This window comes from Nocardiopsis sp. NPDC057823 (assembly GCF_042797335.1).
Taxonomy (GTDB): Bacteria; Actinomycetota; Actinomycetes; order Streptosporangiales; family Streptosporangiaceae; genus Nocardiopsis; species Nocardiopsis changdeensis.
This window is the reverse complement of sequence record NZ_JBHVLR010000018.1, coordinates 133429-151921: the sequence shown is the minus strand read 5'-3', so window position 1 is coordinate 151921 and position 18493 is coordinate 133429. Positions and strand designations below refer to the sequence as shown.

At 75.9% G+C, this 18493-nt stretch carries 13 protein-coding genes; 7 read left to right on the top strand and 6 right to left on the bottom strand.

Annotation, left to right across the window (positions count from 1 at the left end; all coding sequences use genetic code 11):
• Positions 1-101: 101 nt before the first annotated feature.
• Entirely contained in the window at positions 102-1496 is a 1395-nt protein-coding gene (locus ACFVNO_RS24865; protein ID WP_378896036.1) for an SLC13 family permease, read from the bottom strand.
• Between the two features lie 328 nt (positions 1497-1824).
• Here ACFVNO_RS24865 and ACFVNO_RS24860 point away from each other — a divergent pair, with 328 nt between their 5' ends.
• The 4 genes from ACFVNO_RS24860 to ACFVNO_RS24845 all read left to right on the top strand — a co-directional run bounded on the left by ACFVNO_RS24860 (position 1825) and on the right by ACFVNO_RS24845 (position 7529).
• Positions 1825-2991, top strand: a complete 1167-nt coding sequence (locus ACFVNO_RS24860) for a pyridoxal-phosphate-dependent aminotransferase family protein (protein ID WP_378896034.1) — start codon at positions 1825-1827, stop codon at positions 2989-2991.
• Between the two features lie 38 nt (positions 2992-3029).
• A complete protein-coding gene (locus tag ACFVNO_RS24855; RefSeq protein ID WP_378896032.1) occupies positions 3030-5984 on the top strand; it encodes an FAD-binding and (Fe-S)-binding domain-containing protein in 2955 nt (984 codons plus the stop codon).
• A gap of 56 nt (positions 5985-6040) precedes the next feature.
• The gene (locus ACFVNO_RS24850; RefSeq protein WP_378896030.1) at positions 6041-6832 is read left to right on the top strand and encodes a GntR family transcriptional regulator; all 792 of its coding nucleotides are present in this window, start codon (positions 6041-6043) and stop codon (positions 6830-6832) included.
• Between the two features lie 82 nt (positions 6833-6914).
• Entirely contained in the window at positions 6915-7529 is a 615-nt protein-coding gene (locus tag ACFVNO_RS24845) for a YHS domain-containing protein (RefSeq protein ID WP_355264134.1), read from the top strand.
• Here ACFVNO_RS24845 and ACFVNO_RS24840 read toward each other — a convergent pair.
• Entirely contained in the window at positions 7492-10437 is a 2946-nt protein-coding gene (locus tag ACFVNO_RS24840) for an ATP-binding protein (RefSeq protein WP_378896028.1), read from the bottom strand. The two genes, ACFVNO_RS24845 and ACFVNO_RS24840, sit on opposite strands and share 38 nt — an antisense overlap.
• A 199-nt stretch (positions 10438-10636) precedes the next feature.
• On the opposite strand from ACFVNO_RS24840, the gene ACFVNO_RS24835 reads away from it, so the two are divergent.
• Complete coding sequence (locus tag ACFVNO_RS24835) at positions 10637-11098, top strand: GNAT family N-acetyltransferase (RefSeq protein ID WP_355264140.1); 462 nt, start codon at positions 10637-10639, stop codon at positions 11096-11098.
• Positions 11099-11181: 83 nt separating this feature from the next.
• Here the strand turns inward: ACFVNO_RS24835 and ACFVNO_RS24830 are convergent, their stop codons facing one another.
• Complete coding sequence (locus ACFVNO_RS24830) at positions 11182-11934, bottom strand: SDR family oxidoreductase (protein WP_220561429.1); 753 nt, start codon at positions 11932-11934, stop codon at positions 11182-11184.
• Between the two features lie 101 nt (positions 11935-12035).
• Between ACFVNO_RS24830 and ACFVNO_RS24825 the strand changes: the two genes are divergently transcribed.
• On the top strand, positions 12036-15140 hold the full coding sequence (locus tag ACFVNO_RS24825; RefSeq protein WP_378896025.1) for a BTAD domain-containing putative transcriptional regulator: 3105 nt from the start codon (positions 12036-12038) through the stop codon (positions 15138-15140).
• Here the strand turns inward: ACFVNO_RS24825 and ACFVNO_RS24820 are convergent.
• A complete protein-coding gene (locus ACFVNO_RS24820) occupies positions 15130-15924 on the bottom strand; it encodes a peptidoglycan recognition family protein (protein ID WP_355264146.1) in 795 nt (264 codons plus the stop codon). The genes ACFVNO_RS24825 and ACFVNO_RS24820 overlap by 11 nt on opposite strands.
• Before the next feature lie 318 nt (positions 15925-16242).
• Positions 16243-16590, bottom strand: coding sequence for a DUF3817 domain-containing protein (locus tag ACFVNO_RS24815; RefSeq protein ID WP_355264149.1), 348 nt, complete (start codon positions 16588-16590; stop codon positions 16243-16245).
• 601 nt (positions 16591-17191) lie between these two features.
• Between ACFVNO_RS24815 and ACFVNO_RS24810 the strand changes: the two genes are divergently transcribed.
• Complete coding sequence (locus ACFVNO_RS24810) at positions 17192-18004, top strand: siderophore-interacting protein (protein WP_378896023.1); 813 nt, start codon at positions 17192-17194, stop codon at positions 18002-18004.
• Positions 18005-18047: 43 nt separating this feature from the next.
• Here ACFVNO_RS24810 and ACFVNO_RS24805 read toward each other — a convergent pair whose 3' ends face one another.
• A complete protein-coding gene (locus ACFVNO_RS24805; protein WP_355264155.1) occupies positions 18048-18341 on the bottom strand; it encodes a hypothetical protein in 294 nt (97 codons plus the stop codon).
• Positions 18342-18493 lie beyond the last annotated feature (152 nt).

The following is an 18493-nucleotide window of genomic DNA, read 5'->3' as shown; positions in this document are numbered from 1 at the left end:
CCCCAAACCCCCAACCAATTCGACCCGGGGGGGCCGTTTTTGTTTAAAACCCCCCCCGGGGGGGGGGCGGCCCCCCCCCCCCCCCCCGCGGCGGAGCGGTCCTACAGCCAGCCGGGGACCACGAAGACCCCCCAGGTCAGCAGGGGCGCCACCAGGATCATGGACATGCCCCACTGCATGAGCCGCCGGAAGACGCGGTCGCGCTGGTCCGGGGCGGAGTTGGCCACCACGAGCGCCCCGCTGGTGGAGAAGGGCGAGGAGTCGACCACCGAGGAGGAGATCGCCAGGGCGACGATCATCCCGACCGCCCCCACCTCGCCCGCCAGGAGGAACGGCACGGCGAGCGGGATCAGGGCGCCGAGGATGCCGGTGGTGGAGGCGAACGCGGAGACGGCTCCGCCGATCACGCAGATCAGCAGGGCCGCCACCAGCGGGACTCCGATGGCGGCGACGCTGCCGCCCAGGAAGTCGATCGTCCCCATGCGCTCCATGAGGCTCACGTAGGTGACGATCCCGCAGATCAGCAGCACGGTGGACCAGGCGACCCGGTCGACGGCGCCCTTGGCGCTGCGGGGCGAGAAGACGCTCAGCACCACCGCCACGCTGATCGCGGTCAGGCCGACGTCGAGGCCGAAGGCGAGCACGCCCACGCCCAGGGCGACGATGCCGAGCAGGGTCAGCCCCCGGTCCCGGTCCAGGGCGATCGGCGCCTCCTGCGCCACGGCGGTGCCCCCGCCGCCGGCGTCGGTCCTGGTCGCGGTGGCGGTCCGGGCCGCCGTGCCGCCGGAGGCCGGGGCGGCCCCGCCGCCACCGTCCCCGGTTCCGCCCCCGTCCCCGGTCCGGGCGGGGGCGGGGGCCGTCCCGGCGGCGGGGACGTCGCCCTCGCGGCGGCCCAGCAGTTCGCGGCCGCCGAACATGAAGAAGACGGCCACGCTGAGCAGCAGGTTGAAGACGAACGACGCCGCGAAGAGCAGCGGCGGCGACCCCTCCAGGCCGTTGCGCGCCACGACGCCGTTGGTGATGGTGCCGAAGATGCTGATGGGCGAGAACCCGCCCGCGCTGCCGCCGTTGATGATCAGCAGGCCCATGAGCACCGGGTCGATCCGGTGGCGCCGGGCGAAGCCCAGGCCGATCGGCGCGACGATCGCGATGGCGGCGGGGACCACCGCGCCCGCCGCGGTGAGGGCCGCGGTGACGCCGAACATCACCCAGGGGATGAGGGCGACGCGTCCGCCGACGGCGCGGACGGCCACTTGGACCAGCCAGTCGACGGTGCCGTTGTTCCGGGCCATGGCGAACAGGAAGGTGACGCCCACCAGGACGACGAACAGGTCCCCGGGGAAGCCCCCGAACACGTCGTCCGTGGCCTCCCCGGCGACGGTGAGGGCGACGACGAAGGCGGCGAACAGGGCGAGGGCGCCCATGTGGACGGAGGTGACGGTGGCGAGGAGGAAGACCAGGACGAGAACGAGGATGGAGATGACTTCTGCTGGCACGTGCGCGGCCCCCTTGTGAAGGCTCGACGGCGGAGAGTCGGTCGAACATGGCCCGGTGGGCCGGATGCGGCGGCCGCGGGGGTCGGGGGGACCGGCGCGTGGCTGACACCGACATCACTGTGATATTTCACTATGTGAAATATTGATTCTGCTTAGCAGAAGTATGTCTTCCGGTTTTGACTGCGTCAACTGTTGCTTGAGATGTGAGTCACAGTAAAGTGGCGCCACGGGGGGCTCGCAAGGGGGTTGTGATGGTCGGCGTGAACTTTTAGGATCCATTTAGTGGAATCAAGTTTCCACAATGCGGATGCTCTCCGAGAGGATCGCCATGGATGACACCACCGGACGCCACTTCCTCCAGATCCCCGGCCCCAGCAACGTCCCCGACGAGGTCCTGCGCGCCATGTCCGCGCCGACCATCGACCACCGGGGCCCCGACTTCAGCGCGCTGTTCGGCGAACTCCTGCGCGACCTGCGACCGGTCTTCGGCACCGCCGAACCCGTCATCGTCTACCCCTCCTCGGGCACCGGGGCCTGGGAGGCGGCCCTGGTCAACACGCTCTCCCCGGGGGACCGCGTGGTCGTCTTCGAGACCGGCCACTTCTCCACCCTGTGGGGCGGGATGGCCGCCAAGATCGGCCTCGACGTCCAGGTGATCCCCGGCGACTGGCGGCGCGGGGCCGACCCCGACCGGCTCGCCGAGGTCCTCGCCGCCGACACCGGGCACGGGATCAGGGCCGTGTGCGCCGTGCACAACGAGACCTCCACCGGCGTGGTCAGCCGCATCAGGGAGGTCCGCGAGGCCATCGACGCCGCCGGCCACCCCGCCCTGCTGCTGGTCGACACCATCTCCTCGCTCGGCTCGGTCGACTACCGCCACGACGAGTGGGGCGTGGACGTCACCGTCTCCTGCTCGCAGAAGGGCCTCATGCTGCCCCCCGGGCTCGCCTTCAACGCCGTGGGCCCCAAGGCGCTGGAGGCCTCCCGCACCGCGCGCCTGGCCCGGTCCTACTGGGACTGGGCGCCGATGCTGGAGGCCAACGGGCGGGGCTTCACCCCCTACACCCCGGCCACCAACCTCCTCTACGGCCTGCGCGAGGCGCTGCGCCTGCTGAACGCGGAGGGGCTCCCCGCCGTCTTCGCGCGGCACGACCGCTACGGCCGGGCCGTCCGCGCCGCCGTCCGCGCCTGGGGCCTGGAGGTGCTGTGCGCGGACGAGCGCGAGTACTCGGGCGTGCTCACCGGGGTCCTCGTGCCCGAACACCACGACGCCGACCACGTCCGCAGGGTGATCCTCGACCGCTACGACATGTCGCTGGGCGCCGGGCTGGGCCGCCTGGCCGGACGGGTCTTCCGCATCGGCCACCTGGGCCACACCAACGACCTCACCATCGCCGGGGCCCTGGCCGGGGTGCAGATGGGGCTGGGCCACGCCGGGGTGAAGGTCGCCGGCGACGGCCTGTCGGCGGCACTGGAACTGCTGGACGAGCACTGACCCGTCCCCGCAACGGACACAGGAGCGATGGAGGCCACATGACCAGCACCACCGACACGACCGCCGCCGACGGGCTCGCGGGGGAGGCCGCGGACCTGCTCCGCAGGGAGGGGGTGACCGACGCGCGGTTCGACGACTACTCGCGCCACCTGTTCTCCCGCGACGCCAGCATGTACACCATCACCCCGCTGGGGGTCGTCTTCCCGCGCGACGCCGACGAGGTGGCCGCCGTGGCCTCGGTGGCCGGCCGCCTGGGCGTCACCCTCACCCCCCGCGGCGCGGGCACGAGCCTGGCCGGCCAGACCGTGGGCGCCGGTCTGGTGGTCGACATGTCCCGGCACATGCGCGCCGTCCTCGACCTCGACCCCGAGGCGCGCCGGGCCCGCGTCCAGCCCGGCGTCGTCCAGGACGAGCTGAACGCGGCGGCCGCCCCGCACCGCCTGATGTTCGGCCCCGACACCTCCACCAGCAACCGCGCCACCGTCGGCGGGATGATCGGCAACAACTCCGCGGGCAGCGGCTCCCTGCGCTACGGCATGACCATCGACCACGTGCGCACCCTGGACGTGGTCCTGGCCGACGCCTCCCGCACCACCCTGGGGCCGCTCACGGCGGAGCGCCGCGCCGCCCTGGCCGCCCGCCCCGGCCTGGAGGGCGACATCCACCGCGGGCTGGCCCGCGTCCTGGCGGAGAACGCCGACGCCATCGCCACCGGCTTCCCCGACTTCTGGCGGCGCGCCTGCGGGTACCGGCTGGACCGGCTCGCCCGGGACCCCGACTTCGACCTCGCCCGGTTCGTCGTCGGCTCCGAGGGCACCCTGGCGCTGGTCACCGAGGCGCTGGTGGACCTCGTCCCCAGACCGGCGCGGACCGTCATCGCCGTCGGCCACTTCACGAGCGTGCCCGACGCGATCGCCGCCACAGGGGACGCCCTGGAGCTGGAGCCCGCCGCGGTGGAGCTGATGGACCGCACCATCCTGGACCTGTCCCGGCAGCGCATCGAGTACGCCCCGCTGGGGAGCATCCTGCGGGGCGACCCCGACGCCCTGCTGTTCGTCTCCTTCACCGGCGACGACGAGGCCGAACTGGTCGACCGGCTGCGCCGGCTCGCCAAGGCGTGGAAGGCGAACGGCCACGGCTACCACACCCTGGAGGCGGTCACCCCGGCCCAGCAGTCCGCCCTGCTCAAGGTGCGCAAGTCCAGCCTGGGCCTGCTCATGGCGGCGGGCAGCGGGACCCGGCGCCCGCTGGCCTTCGTGGAGGACACCGCCGTCGACCCCGTGCACCTGGTCGAGTACACCACCCGGTTCAAGGAGATCCTGGACCGGCACGGGATGGAGGCGGGGTTCTACGGCCACTGCTCCGTGGGCTGCCTGCACATCCGGCCCTTCGTGGACCTGGCCGTCCCCGGCGAGGCCGAGCGGATGCGCGCCGTCGCCGAGGAGGTCCGCGACCTGGTCACCGAGTACGGCGGCGTGAACTCCAGCGAACACGGCGACGGCCTGGCCCGCAGCGAGTTCAACCGGAAGATCTTCGGGCCCGACCTGTACGCGGCGATGCAGGACGTCAAGCGGATCTTCGACCCGGACGACCTGCTCAACCCCGGCAAGATCGTCAACGCGCCCCCGATGACCGACCACCTGCGCGACGCCGCCCTGCCGCCGGCGCCGCCCCTGCGGACCCGGCTGTCCTTCGAGGTCGTGGGCGGCATGCGCGGGGCCGCCGACCGGTGCATGAACATCGGCCTGTGCCGCAAGACCTCCACCGGGGCCATGTGCCCCTCCTACATCGCCACCCGCGACGAGGAGCACGCCACCCGGGGGCGGGCCAACGCCCTGGTCAAGGCCCTGTCCGAACCCGACCCGGCCGCCGCGCTGGGCGGCGAGCGCCTGCACGAGGTCCTGGACCTGTGCCTGATGTGCAAGGCGTGCAAGAGCGAGTGCCCGCTCGGCGTGGACATGGCCAAGCTCAAGAGCGAGACCCAGTCCCACTACCACGACGTGCACGGCGTCCCGCTGCGCACGCGCATCTTCGGCTCGGTCCGCACCCTGTACCGGCTGGGGTCGGCCACCGCCCCGCTCAGCGGCCTGCCGAACCGGTGGCCGGTGCTGCGCCGCCTCATGGAGCGGGCCACCGGCATCACCGCCCGGCGGCCCCTGCCGGCCTTCGAGCGCCGGAACCTGGTGCGCTGGTTCCGGCGCCGGAGCGCCCCGGCGGGCCCGGCGCCCATGGGGGAGCTGACGTTCCTGGCGGACTCCTTCGCCACCTATACCGAACCGGGGATCGGGCGGGCCGCCGTCGAGCTCCTGGAGCACGCCGGGTGGCGGGTCCGCCTGGAGAGCCGGGGCTGCTGCGGGCGCTCCAGCCTCTCCAAGGGCCTGGTCGACGACGCCAAGGCCAAGGTCGGCGGCCTCGTCGGGCTCCTCAGCGAGGGCGCGGCGGCGGGCACGCCCATCGTGGGCTGCGAGCCCTCGTGCGTGCTCACCCTCAAGGACGAGGCCGCGTCGATGCTGCCGGGCGACCCCCGGGTGGCCGACGTCGCCGGGCGGGTGCGCCAGGTGGAGGAACTGCTCACCGAGGCCCTGGACGCGGGCCGGATCGCCCTGTCCGCCGACTCCTGGCCCGCCGGTCGGCGTATCCTCTTCCACGGGCACTGCCACCAGAAGGCGGAGGTGGGCACGGGCGCCACGGTGGAGCTGCTGCGCCGCATCCCCGGCGCCGAGGTGGTCGAACTCGACGCCGGGTGCTGCGGGATGGCCGGGTCGTTCGGGTTCGAGGCCGAGCACTACGAGATGTCGATGAAGGTCGGGTCCGACCGGCTCTTCCCCGCGATCGAGGCGGAGGGGGAGGACACCGTGGTCGCGGCCACCGGCGTCTCCTGCCGGCAGCAGATCGGGCACGGGACCGAACGGCGGGCCTGGCACCCCGTCGAACTGGTCGCGGCGGCGCTGGCGCCCCGGGACCCGGACGGCGGCGGCACCGGGCGGCGGTGACACCGGACGGCGGGGCCCCGACCGGAGCCCCGCGCGATCGAGACGAGGGAGGGACCATGGACCGGTCCACCGCGACCGGCACCGGCACCGGCACCGGCACCGGCGCCGGAACCGGCGACCAGCGCATCGTCAAGCCGCCGAGCATGGTGGACCTGGCCGCCCGCTCCATCCGGCGGATGATCCTGGCCGGGGAACTGCTGCCCGGCGACCGGGTCGTGGAGAACCGGCTCACGCAGCAGCTGGGCATCAGCCGGCCGCCCCTGCGCGAGGCCCTGCGCCGCCTGGAGCACGAGGGGCTGATCCGCCAGTCCCCGCACCGCGGCGCGGTGGTCACCCCCCTGACCCTGCACGACGTCTACGAGATCATGACCCTGCGCCAGCGGCTGGAGCACATGGCCGTCGAACTGGGGGTGCCCGTCACCGACCCCGGACGGCTGGAGCGCTGCCGCGCGGCGCTGCGCCGCATGGAGGCCGCGGCCGACGCCCTGGACGAGGCCGAGCTCTCGGAGTCCAAGTTCGAGTTCCACACCGCCGTCGTCGGCCTGTCGGGCCACCGGCGCCTGGAGGAGGCCTACCGGTCGATCCAGTTGCAGATGCAGCTGTGCATGGTGCTCAACAGGCACGCGCGGGCGCACCGCAACGAGACCGCCGCCAGCAACGTGCTGCGCCACCACCGCCTGCTGCGGGTCATCGAGGAGGGCGACCCGCAGGCCGTGCTCGCCGAACTGGCCCGGCACGGCGACCGGACCTTCCTCGACGACCTGCCCGGCGACCTGGAGACCGGCAGCGAACAGGCCCTGGCCTGGCTGAGGAGGGAACAGGCCGGGGGCGGCGGGACCGCTCGCTGAGGGGCGCCCCCGGAGGCGGCAGGCGTTCGGCAGGAGGACGGCAGGCCGCCGCGGAAGAGTGCGCGGTGGAGGTGATCCACCGATGATCTTCATCGAACTGTTCGTGCCCCGCGGCACCCTGGACGGGGACCGGCGCCGCCGGCTGGCCGAGGCCCTGGGCGACGTCACCCGGCTGGCCCGGGGAGAGGACATGCAGGACGGGCTCAGGCAGGCCGTCGGCTCCCTGCTCCAGGTGGTGGTGCACGAGCCCGAGGTCTGGGTGGTCGACCAGGGCGTCGCAGCGGACGGGGCGCCCCGGTACGTCGTCCGGGCCCACGTCCCCGGGCCGTGGCGCAAGGCGGTGGCCGGGGCCGTGGTCGAGTACGTGACCGAGGCCGTGGCCGAGGTCGAGGACGACCCGCGCCGCCCCTACCGGGAGCCGGTGGTACAGGTCCAGGTGGTGGGCGTGGCCGAGGGCTCCCTGGGCGTCCTGGGCAGGGCCGTGGACTCGGCGGCCATCGTCGACCTGATGAACGAGCCCCGCCGGGAGGACTACGAGCAGGGCCGGGCCCTGCTCGACCCCGTGTGCGGGGTCTACGTGGTGCTCGACGAGAGCGCGGTCACCCTGGAGCGGGACGGCGTCCTGCACGGGTTCTGCTGCGCCGGGTGCCGTGACGCGTTCATCGAGAAGGAGGAGAAGGCGGCGGCCCGGGCGTGAGCGCGGCCCGCTCGCGGCGCAGCAGGGCGAGCGCCGCCTCCGGGGCCAGCGCGGCCCCGGCCTCGATCCGCGGGAGGTGACCGGCCAGGGCGCGGGTGACCCTGACGACGTCGGGGTGCCCGTCGCCCGGCCCGCCGCGGACCACCCGGGCGGCCCCCAGCACCCGGGCCGCCCGCTCCGGTGCGCCGGCCAGGAGCAGCAGGTCGGCCACACCCACGCCCACGTGGGCGAGCATCGGCGGATCCGCCATGGACACGACCAGGTCGAACGCCTCGGCCAGCCGGGGCGCCGCGGCGTCGGCCGCACCGCGCGCCACCTCCAGGAACCCGGCGGCGGTCGCGTACAGGATGCGGTCCGGCGCCCGGGAGTCCCGCGCCAGGTGGGAACAGGAGTCCAGCAGCTCCCCGGCGGCCGCGAGGTCTCCGTCGTGGCGCTCCAGGTCCGCCAGGCACACGCGGGCGCGCGCCGCCCGCCGGGCGGACCCGCCCCCGGCGGCCGCCTCCCGGAGCTCGGCGCGGGCGGTCTCGGGGTCCCCGGCGTCCACGGCCATCATCGCCCGCCACACCTGTTCCCCGACCCCGAGCCCGCGGGCCCGCGCCAGGTGCCCGCGCGCCTCCTCCAGAGCACCGGCGGCCGAGCAGGCCGCGGCCAGGGACAGCGAGGCCGTGGCCGTCCACCAGGGGTCGCCCGCCTCGGCGAACCCGGCCAGCGCCCGTTCGAGGTCCGCGCGCACTCCGGCGGCGTTCCCGGCGGCCCCCTGGAGAAAGGACGACACCTGCCGCACCAGGCCCCGCTCCCACGGGTCGGGCGCGTCCAGGTGCGGGGCCAGCGCCGCTCCGGCGTCGGCGACCGAGCCGTCGGCCAGGGCGAGCAGGGCGGTCGCGACCGCCCCCTCGGGGGAGCCGGCCCCCGGAGCGGAGGCCGCCCCGGCGGCCGACTCCCCGGCGAACAGCACGTTCAGCAGGTACAGGGCGCAGGTGCGCGGCCCGGTGGGCCGCAGCAGCCGGGCGGCCGCGGCGTGCTCGTCCCGGACGAGCCAGAACAGGCCGAGCACCGACCCCAGCCGCTCGGCCGTGCCGGTGTCACCGCTTTCGTACGCCCAGGCCAGCGCGGCCACCAGGTCGTCCAGGTCGGCGGCCAGCGCCGCAGCGCCCTCGCGCTGCCCCGGACCGCGCAGCCCCGCCCCGAGGTCCTCGGCCACCGCCAGCAGGGCGGCGGCGTGCGCGGCCCGCGCGCCCTCCAGCCGCCCGGCGGCGGCCAGCCGCTCCCGGCCGAACTCCCGCACGGTGTCCAGCATGCGGTACCGGCCCCCGGCGGAGTCCAGCAGGGAGCGGTCCACCAGGGCGTACAGCGCCGGCGCGGGCACGCCCAGCCGGGCGGCCGCGCCCGCGGTGAAGGGGGCGGCGAACACCGACAGGAGCTCGGCGGCCTCCCGCTCGGCCGGGGCGAGCAGGTCCCAGCTCCAGGCGATGACCCCGCGCAGGGTCCGCTGGTGCGGCGGCGCGGTGCGGTCGCCCCCGGTCAGCACGGCCAGCCGGTCGGTCATCTGGGCGGCCAGGTCCGCCAGGGGCATCGACCCCAGCCGGGCGGCGGCCAGCTCGATGGCCAGCGGCAGCCCGTCCAGCGCCCGCCACACGGCGGCGGCCTCCTCCGTGGGGGAGAAGTCCGGGTCGGCGGCCCGCGCCCGGTCGGTGAACAGCCGGCCGGCCGCCTCGGGCGCCAGCGGCGGCACCGGGAGGCGGGCCTCCCCGGCCACCCCGAGCGGCTCGCGGCCGGTGGCCAGGATGCGCAGCCCCGGGCAGCGGGCGGCCAGGTCGGCGGCCAGCCGGGCGGCCGCGTCGACCACGTGCTCGCACCCGTCCAGCACCAGCAGGGTCTCGGTCGTGCCCAGCGCGTCGGCCAGGGTCTCGACGGGGGAGCGGGACGGGCGCAGCCCCAGGGCGCGGGCGGCGGCGTGGGGGACGTCCTGCCCGGCGGCCACCGGGGTCAGGGACACGGTCCGCACCCGCACCCCCGAGGCGGTCCGGGCGGCCTCGGCCGCGAGCCGCGACTTGCCGACCCCGCCGGGCCCGGTGAGGGTGACGAGCCGGTGCCCGGCCAGGCGTTCCCGCAGCCGGGCCAGGTCCGCCTCCCGCCCGACGAACGAGGTCAGCGGTGCGGGCGGCTCTCCTGGGACGCTCCGTGCGGGTTCGCCGCGCAGCGCCCTCAGGTGGGCCCGCCGGACGCGGGGGCCGGGGTCCACGCCCAGCTCCTCCGCCAGCCGGGCCCGGTGCGCCTCGTAGGCGGCCAGGGCCTCGGGGGTCCGCCCGTCGTCGGCGAGCACCTCGATGAGCAGCGCCAGGGGCCCCTCCCGCAGGGGGCGGGCCGCGGCCAGCTCCTCCAGCTCGGCGGCGAGCGCGGCCGGGTCCGCGCCGGGCAGCGCCAGCGCCGCCCCGGCCCGGTCCTCGCGGGCGTCCAGCCGCAGCCCCGTCCACCGCTGCACGACGGCGGCCGCGTAGGGCGGATCGCCCGCGTCGGCCAGGGGCTCCCCGCGCCACAGGCCCAGGGCGCGGTCCAGCGTCCCGGCCGCGGCGGCGGGCCGCCCCCGGCGCAGCTCCTCCCGGCCCTCGCGGACCAGGCGCTCGAAGAGCAGGGCGTCCACGGCGTCGTCCGGCACGTCCAGCAGGTACCCGGCGGGGACCGAGCGCAGGACCGAGGGGTCGGGCAGGGCCCGGCGCAGCCGGGACACCGACGAGTGCAGGGCCGCCTCGGGGTGCTCGGGCGCCGCGGTCCACAGGGCGCCGATGAGGGCGCCGTGGGTCAGCGGCCGCCCCGCCTCCAGGGCGAGCCGGGCCAGCAGGGCCCGTGCCCGTGCCCCGCCCACGGCCAGCCCGTCCGCGCGGACCGGTCCCAGCACCCCCACACGCATGCCCGTATTCTCCCGCACGGGAGGAGGGCCCGTGCCGTGGGGGCCGGGGGCGGGCCCGGGGTGTTCAGCGGGTGCATTCGTGCGGCGCCCGGTGGGGCCGGACCGGGGCCGGCCGTCCGAGCACGGGCGGCGCGGCGAGAGGAAGCCTCGCGGCCGCGCCCCGGAATGATCCGCCGAACACGCCCTAGAGTGGTCGCCCATGAGCACCCCCTCTCTCCGCGCAGTGGAGATCACCCCCGACAACGTCCGCGCCGCGACCGGGATCCGCGTCCGCGCGGACCAGGACGCCTTCGTCGCCCCCGTGGTCCTCTCCCTCGCCGAGGCCTACGCCTCCCGCACGACCGCCTGGCCCCGGCTGATCCTGGACGGGGACCGGCCCGTCGCCTTCGTCATGGCCAATTTCGACCCCGACGAGGAGGACCCCGACCACCGCTGCGGCATCTGGCGGCTCAACGTCGCCGAGGACGAGCAGGGCAGGGGCCACGGCCGCTTCGCCGTGCAGGCCGTCCTGGACGAGGCCCGCCGCCGCGGGCAGAAGCGGGTCACCGTCTCCTGGGTCCCGGGGGAGGGCTCGCCCGAGGAGTTCTACCTCCGGCTGGGCTTCCGTAAGACGGGCCGGGTAGTGGAGGGCGAGACCGTGGGCGAACTCCTCCTGGAGTGAGCCTCACCCCGGCACCCCGGGGCCGGGGAGCCACCAGGGGGATGCCGGGGCGGCGGTGGCCGTATCCGGCCACCGCCACCCGGTCAGTGCAGGCTCTGCCCCAGACCGCCGTCCACCGGCAGCTCCACGCCGGTGGTGAAGGTCGCCTCGAAGCCGAGGAACAGCACGGCCCGCGCCACCTCGGCGATCGTGCCGTGCCGCTTCATCGGGGTGGCCTCGTCGCCGATCCGCCCCATCTCCGCCTTCTCGGCCTCGGTGGCGTTGGTGAACCCTCCCGAGGGGGTGTGGATGAAGCCCGGCGCGACCGTGTTCACCCGGATCCCGCGCGGCAGCAGCTCCGAGGCGAGCACCCGGGAGAACGCCCTCACCGCGGCCTTGGTCCCGCTGTACACGCCCATGCCCGCGGTGCCCGTCAGGTTGGTCACCGAGGTCGTGAACACGATCGACCCGCCGTCGGCCAGCAGCGGCAGCAGCCGCTGCACGGTGAAGAACGGGCCCTTGGCGTTGATCGAGAACATCCAGTCGTAGGACTCCTCGGTGGTCTCGGCCACCGGGCCGAGCCCGGAGACACCGACGTTGACGTGCAGGAAGTCGATGCCCCCCAGGTGTTCGCGCACGCTCTCGGCCAGGGCGTCGGTGTCGGCGAGGTCGGCGGCGTTCGCCCGCACCGCGTGCACGGCCGGGCCGAACCTGCCGCGCACCTCCTCCAGGTTCTTCTCGTTGTTGCCGGTGAGCAGCACCCGGGCCCCGCCGGCCAGCAGCTCCTCGACCACGCCCAGACCCATGCCGTGCGTACCGCCGATGACCACGGCCCGGCGGCCCTCGTAGACGCCCATGTCGTCCCCGTTCGCTCGTGGGGCGGCCGGTCGCCGCCCTCGATGGGACCACGGTGCCCGCGGCCGCCACGGGTGCCCTACGGGAACGCTACGGTTGACGCATGCGCGTGGGGGTGTTGGGTCCGCTGGAGGTCCGGGCGGGGGACGGGAGCCCCGTCGCGGTCCCCGACACCCGGGTCCGCGCCCTGCTGGTGCTCCTGGCGCTGGCCCGGGGGCGGGTGGTGTCCGCCGACCGGCTGGTCGCCGACCTGTGGGGCGAGCGCCCGCCGGCCCGGCCCGCGGCGGTGCTCCAGGCCCGCGTCTCCCAGCTGCGCGGGGCCCTGGAGCGCGGCGAACCCGGCGGACGGGCCCTGGTGCGCCACCGGCCGCCCGGCTACCTGCTGGAGGGCGCCGACCTGGACCTGGACCGGTTCGAGGACCTGCTGGACCGGGCCCGCGGGGCCGCCCCGCGCGAGCGCGCCGACCTGCTCTCCCGTGCCCTGGACCTGTGGCGGGGGCCGGCCGCCGCCGGGTTCGCCGAACTGGACGGGGTCCGGGAGGACGCCGCCCGCCTGGAGGAGCGGCGGCTGACGGCGCTGGAGGACCTCGCCGAGGCCCGCCTGGAGCTGGGCGAGCACGCCGGGCTGGCCGACGACCTGGCGGGCCCGGCCCGCGAGCACCCCTACCGGGAGCGGCTGCACGCCGCCCTCCTGCGCGCCCTGTACGCCGCCGGGCGCCAGGGCGAGGCGCTCACCCGCTTCGAGGAGCTGCGCACCCGCCTGGCCGACGACCTGGGGGCGGACCCCGGGCCGGAGCTGACCGCCCTGCACCGGGCGGTCCTGCTCCAGGACCCGGGGCTGAAGCGGGAGCCCGCGCCGCCCGCCGGGAACCTGCCCGCCCCCGCGGCCGAGCTGGTCGGGCGCGACACCGAGGTCGCGGCCGTGCGCGGCCTGCTGGAACGCCACCGCCTGGTCACCGTCACCGGGCCCGGCGGGGTGGGCAAGACCAGCCTGGCCCTGGCGGCGGCCCGCGGCGCCGCCGCCGACCCGGCCCTGCCGCTGGACCTGGCCGCCCTGGACCGGGACCCGTGCACCGCGCTGGCCACCGCCCTGGGCGTGCGCGACGGGGAGGGCGACCTCACCGGCCGGATCGCCGCGCGGCTGCGCGGCCGCCGCGCCCTGCTGGTCGTGGACAACTGCGAGCACGTCGTGGACGAGGTCGCCGACCTGGCCTCCGTCCTGCTGGCGGCCCTGCCCGACCTGCGGATCCTGGCGACCTCCCAGGTGCCCCTGGCCGTGGCGGGCGAGTACCTGTACCCGCTGGCGCCCCTGGGCACCCCGGCCGACGACACCCCGGCCGCGCTGGCCGCCTCCCCGGCGGCCCGCCTGTTCCTGGCCCGCGCCGACGCCGCGGGCGCCCGGCCCGGCACCGACGCGGACACCGTCGCCGCCGTGGCCGCGATCTGCCGCCGCCTGGACGGCATCCCCCTGGCGCTGGAGCTGGCCGCCACCCGGCTGCGCCACCTGGGGGCCGTCGAGCTGGCCGCCCGCCTCGACGACCGGTTCGCCCTGCTGGGCGGGGGCCGCCGGGACGCGCCCGCCCGCCAGCGCACCCTGCGCGCCGCCATCGACTGGAGCTGGGACCAGCTCACCGACCCCGAGCGCGCCCTGCTGTCCCGGCTCGCGGTGTTCGCCGACGGCTGCGACCCGGCCGCCGCCGAGGCGGTCGGCGAGGGCTCGCTGGACCTGGTCGGCGCCCTGGTGGACCGGTCACTGGTCGTGGCGTCCACCCGCCCGGAGGGGACCCGCTACCGGCTGCTGGAGTCGGTGGCGGTGTACTCCCTGGAGCACTTGGCCGCGGAGGGCGGGGAGCACCGGGCCCGGGCCCGGCACGCCGCGTACTACGCCGGCCTGGCCGAGGGGGCCGACGCCCGCCTGCGCGGGCCGGGCCAGGCGGAGGCGCTCGCCCTGTTGGACCGGGAGGAGGCCAACCTGCGCGCCGCCTCGGACTTCGCCGTCCGGGACGGCGACACCGCCACCGCCCTGCGCCTGGCGGTCGCCCTCACCTGGTACCGCTACCTGCGCGGCCGCACCGCCCTGGCCCGTACCGCCCTCGACACCGCCCTGGCCCTGCCGTCCCCCGCCGGGACCGCCGGGGAGGGGGAGGCACGCGCGCGGGCGACGGTGCTGCGGGCGGCGCTGGCCCGGCCCGCCTCCGACGACGAGTGGTGGCACGACGACACGGACGCCCACCTGGACCGGGTCGCCGACCCCGCGGTCCGGGCCCGGCTGGCCTGGTTCGCCGCGTTCACCCGGTCGGGGCTGGGGGACCCGGCCGCGGCCGCGGCCCGGGTCCGGGCGGCGCACACGGCGGCCCTGGCCGCCGGGGACCGCTGGAGCGCCGCGCTGGCGCGGGTCCTGCTGGCGCTGGCGGCGTTCGGGCGGGGGGATCTGGCCGCGGCCCTGGCCGACGGCCGCGCCGCCGAGGCCGACCTGCGCGACCTGGGGGACCCCTGGGGCCTGCTCCAGGCCTTCGACGCCCTGGCCCAGACCGCCGAGGCGCTGGGCGACCTGGACGAGACCGCCCGGCTGCACGCCGAGGGCCTGCGGATCGCCGAGGACCTGCGGCTGTGGCGGGACGTGTCCCGGCACGCCTCCGGGCTGGGGCGCACGGCCCTGCTCACCGGGGACCTCGACCGGGCCGACACCCTGCACGAACGCGCCCTGCGGCTGGCCGAGGAACAGCACGACACGGTCGCGGCCCAGTACGCGGACGCGGGCATCGCCCTCACCGCGCGCCGCCGGGGCGACCTGGACCGCGCCGAGGCGTCCCTGACCCGGTGGCTGGAATGGAACCGGCGCACCGACGGGCACATCGGCGCGGCGTTCCTGCACACCCAGCTCGGCTATATCGCGGAGCAGCGCGGCGAACCCGCCCGCGCCCTGGAGCTGCACGCCCGCGGCCTCGAGCACGCCCGGCTCAGCGGGGACCCCAGGGCCCTGGCGCTCGCCATGGAGGGCGAGGCCGGGGCGCGCTCCCTGGTCGGGGAGCACGCCGCGGCCGCGGACCTGCTCGACCGGGCCGCAGCCCTGCGCGCGAGCGCAGGGGCGCCGCTGGCCGGGATCGAGCGGTGGGACGTGGAACGCGCCCGCGCGCGCCTGGCGGCGCACGCGGGCGCGGGCGAAGGGGACGGTGAACGGGGAACCGTCCCCGCGGTCAGCGGGTGATGTCGTCCGGGCCGTGCGCGGGCCCGTGGTCGAACTCCCGCCAGGGCTCGTCCGGCACCGGCGGGTACGAGGGCCGCAGGTCCGCCGGGACCGGGCGGTCGGCGGCCGCTTCCACACCCCGGGCCGCGAGCAGTCCCGCCACCGCGTCGCGCAGCTCCGGCAGCATCGCGTACAGCACGTCGCCGGGGCAGGCGGTCGCGTTGAAGTCGCGGTGCCCCAGGATCGCGCTCCGCGGGTTCAGCCCGTAGGCCGCGCACAGCCACGCCAGCGTCTCCACCAGGGAGTTCCGCAGCGGAGCGGTCGGCGCGACCGAGGTGTAGGTGCCCTCGTTCTCGATGCCGACGCACGTGCTGTTGTTGCCGGCGACGTGCGCGCCCACCACGTGTTGCCCCGCGGCGATCGCGGGCAGGGTGCGGTCGCGGCCCTCCATCACGTGCCCGCCGCGGCTGATGGTGAGCTGCTGTCCCGTGTCCGCCCAGCCGTTCGTGTCCATGTGGTGGTTCTGGATCGCCCGGGACAGGGAGTAGGCGTGGGCCAGAGAGTGGTCGGTGCTGTTGGCGGTCGCGGTGTGGTGCACCACGATGTACAGCGGCGGGGAGGCCAGCACCTGGACCGGGCTCGACGGCGGCCGCGCGCCCCAGGCCGCGCGGCCGTGCACCGAGGGCGCGGCGGCGGCCGGGGAGGCGGGGCCCAGCAGGGCGGCACCGCCGAGGACCGCGGCGCCGGTGGTCAGCGCGGCGCCGCGCAGGACGGCGCGCCGACCGGGTCCGTGGGGGTATGACATGGGGGGTTCCCTCGCTATCTCACGGTTCGTGTCCGTTCCACTGCGGAAGTGGAACACGCACCACTGCAACACGGCCGTGAAAGGCGGTCAAAGGGTGACCCGGTACCTTTTCTGACCGGTTCCGGTCAGCGATCCCGGCCCGTGCGGAGGTGGCACGACGGCGCTTCCGGGTGTATCGCGAAGGGCTTTACCATCGGCGTTCCCTGCGCTTCCCGGACCGTTCCGGGCGCCATTCCCCGCCGGCCCCCCGGTGCCCCGGGAAAGGGAAGGGCGCGGTCCTTTCCCGGGAAAGGACCGCGCCCGGCGCACCGGCGGGGCTCAGCCCACGGGCTCGGGGGCGCGGGCGCCGCCGAAGATCTTGGGCAGCCGGCCGCTGCGGTGCAGCCACCAGTCGGCGATCAGCGTGAACAGGGGCGGGACGGAGGCGGCCAGCGCCAGCAGGGTGGGCCACACGCCCCAGCGCAGGTGGACGGCCGAGACAAGGCAGACCACCACGTAGAGGATGAAGGCGATCCCGTGCAGCATGCCGAAGAGCGCCACGCCCTGTTCGTTTCCGCTCCCGAGGTATTTGACGTACATGCCCGCCAATAGGCCGACCCAGGTCAGGGCCTCGACAATGGCGATCACGCGGAAGACGATCGCGTTCACCAGGGCTGCGATGTTCACGGATTCCCTTTGGTCACGATGGTGTGGACACGGGTGATCCCGTCCATGTTCGTACCGGGATCGGTCCCAGGCTAGGGCACGGTTCCGGGCACCCGGTTCCGGGGTCGCGGGTCCCCTCCGGTGCCTCCCCGGGGGAGGAGTCGGAGGACGGCGGTCGCCCCGCCCCGCCGTGCCCCCCCGGCGGGGGCCGTCGTTCCAGGGGGAGCGGCTCCGGGGCTCCTCGAACGGTTAGGCTAGGCTGGCCTTATCCGGGCCGGTCGGCCGAAGGGGGCGGCCTGTCCGCCCCACGGCCCGCCCCGGCCCCTCCCCATCACGACACCCAGGGAGCGACGGCGGTGACACCCCCGACGACCCGCCCGCACGGCGGCGCGCGGACCGCCGCCGAGCCCCCCGGTCCCCGCCGCACGCGCACGGGCCCCGCCCCCTCGGCCCGGCGGGGCCCCGTCCGGGGCCGTGGCGCCCGCCGGGCGCCGCCCGACCCTCGCCCCGACCGCGCCGATCGCCCCGGCCTTCGCCGGTCCGCGCACCGGCCGGGTGCCCACCGCCCGGCCCGAAGACCCCTCCGTCCCGTAACGGAGCCCCGACCGCTGAGGAGCATGGAATGACCACCCCGACCCACGAGCGCCGCCTCGAGAAGTACCCGCTGCGGCCGCGCGTGCTGGAGGTCGCCGAGGTCGAGCGCATCACCCCGCGCATGATCCGCGTCCACCTGTCCGGCCCCGACCTGGAGGGGATGCGCAGCGACAACTTCGCCGACCACGTCAAGCTGTGGTTCCCCAACGAGGACGGGGAGCACGTCCTGCCGGTGGTCGAGGACGACCGCTGCCTCAACTTCCGCGCCCCGGGCGTGGTCTTCCGCGACTACACCGTGCGGGCCCTGGACGGCGGGCGCCTGACCGTCGACTTCGTCTCCCACGACCACGGCCCCGCCGGCCGCTGGGCGCAGGCCGCCCGGCCCGGCGACAGACTGGGCGTGCTGGGCCCGCGCGGCACGGCGTGGATCACCGGCGAGTTCGACTACCACGTGCTGCTGGTGGACGAGACGGCGCTGCCCGCCGCCGCCCGCTACGTGGAGGAGCTGCCCGCCGACGCCCGGGTGTTCGCGTTCTTCGAGGTGGTGGACGCCGCCGAGGAGCAGAAGCTCGACGCCCCCGAGGGGGCGCGGATCACCTGGCTGCACCGGGGCGACGCCGAGGCCGGTACCACCGACCTGCTGTTGGAGGCGTTCTGGGCGCTGGAGCTGCCCGAGGGCGACGGGATGGTGTACGCGGCCGGGGAGGCGACCACCCTCAAGCCGATCCGCCGCCTGCTCAAGGAGCGCGGGTTCGTCCGCGACGTCACCTGCGAGGTGGACGGGTACTGGCGCCGGGGGACCTCCAACCTCGACCACCACGAGGCCGACGACGACGAGTAGCCGGCCCCCCGCACGGCCGCGCCGTGCCCTCCCGCCGGGCGGGTCAGCAGTTGGGCAGGTTGTACGAGGGGTAGTGGCCCGCGTAGGTGTAGAACTTGCCCCCGCGGGTGCGGTACCAGTGGTTCCCGTGCTTGTTGATCAGGGAGCACTCCAGGAGCACGTACTCGCCGGGTGCGACGGTGTCGACGGCGTGCGCGCTCGCGTACGGCTCGGTGCGCACCGGGGCCGTGGTGATCGGGTAGCCGTACACGTAGGCCCACGCGGGCGCGGGCATCAGGGTCGCGGCGAGCGCGCCGGCCGCCGCCACCGCGCCGACCTTCTTGAGCATGCTCTTCATGGGGGGTCCTCTCCTCGGTCCGTCGCGAAAACGGAAATGAAGCGGTGAAATCCCGGGAGGCCGACCTCCGGGGCACGGTCATGCAAGCAGAGGGCCGGAGAAAAAACAAGGCCGATTTCCCTTTCCCGGGGAAAGCCGATGCGGGGGGCTTT

Coding starts and splice junctions, on each gene's coding strand:
- ACFVNO_RS24850 (WP_378896030.1), top strand. CDS start 6,041: ATGGACCGGTCCACCGCGACCGGCACCGGCACCGGCACCGGCACCGGC.
- ACFVNO_RS24840 (WP_378896028.1), bottom strand. CDS start 10,437: ATGCGTGTGGGGGTGCTGGGACCGGTCCGCGCGGACGGGCTGGCCGTG.
- ACFVNO_RS24805 (WP_355264155.1), bottom strand. CDS start 18,341: ATGAAGAGCATGCTCAAGAAGGTCGGCGCGGTGGCGGCGGCCGGCGCG.
- ACFVNO_RS24830 (WP_220561429.1), bottom strand. CDS start 11,934: ATGGGCGTCTACGAGGGCCGCCGGGCCGTGGTCATCGGCGGTACGCAC.
- ACFVNO_RS24835 (WP_355264140.1), top strand. CDS start 10,637: ATGAGCACCCCCTCTCTCCGCGCAGTGGAGATCACCCCCGACAACGTC.
- ACFVNO_RS24845 (WP_355264134.1), top strand. CDS start 6,915: ATGATCTTCATCGAACTGTTCGTGCCCCGCGGCACCCTGGACGGGGAC.
- ACFVNO_RS24820 (WP_355264146.1), bottom strand. CDS start 15,924: ATGTCATACCCCCACGGACCCGGTCGGCGCGCCGTCCTGCGCGGCGCC.
- ACFVNO_RS24825 (WP_378896025.1), top strand. CDS start 12,036: ATGCGCGTGGGGGTGTTGGGTCCGCTGGAGGTCCGGGCGGGGGACGGG.
- ACFVNO_RS24810 (WP_378896023.1), top strand. CDS start 17,192: ATGACCACCCCGACCCACGAGCGCCGCCTCGAGAAGTACCCGCTGCGG.
- ACFVNO_RS24855 (WP_378896032.1), top strand. CDS start 3,030: ATGACCAGCACCACCGACACGACCGCCGCCGACGGGCTCGCGGGGGAG.
- ACFVNO_RS24860 (WP_378896034.1), top strand. CDS start 1,825: ATGGATGACACCACCGGACGCCACTTCCTCCAGATCCCCGGCCCCAGC.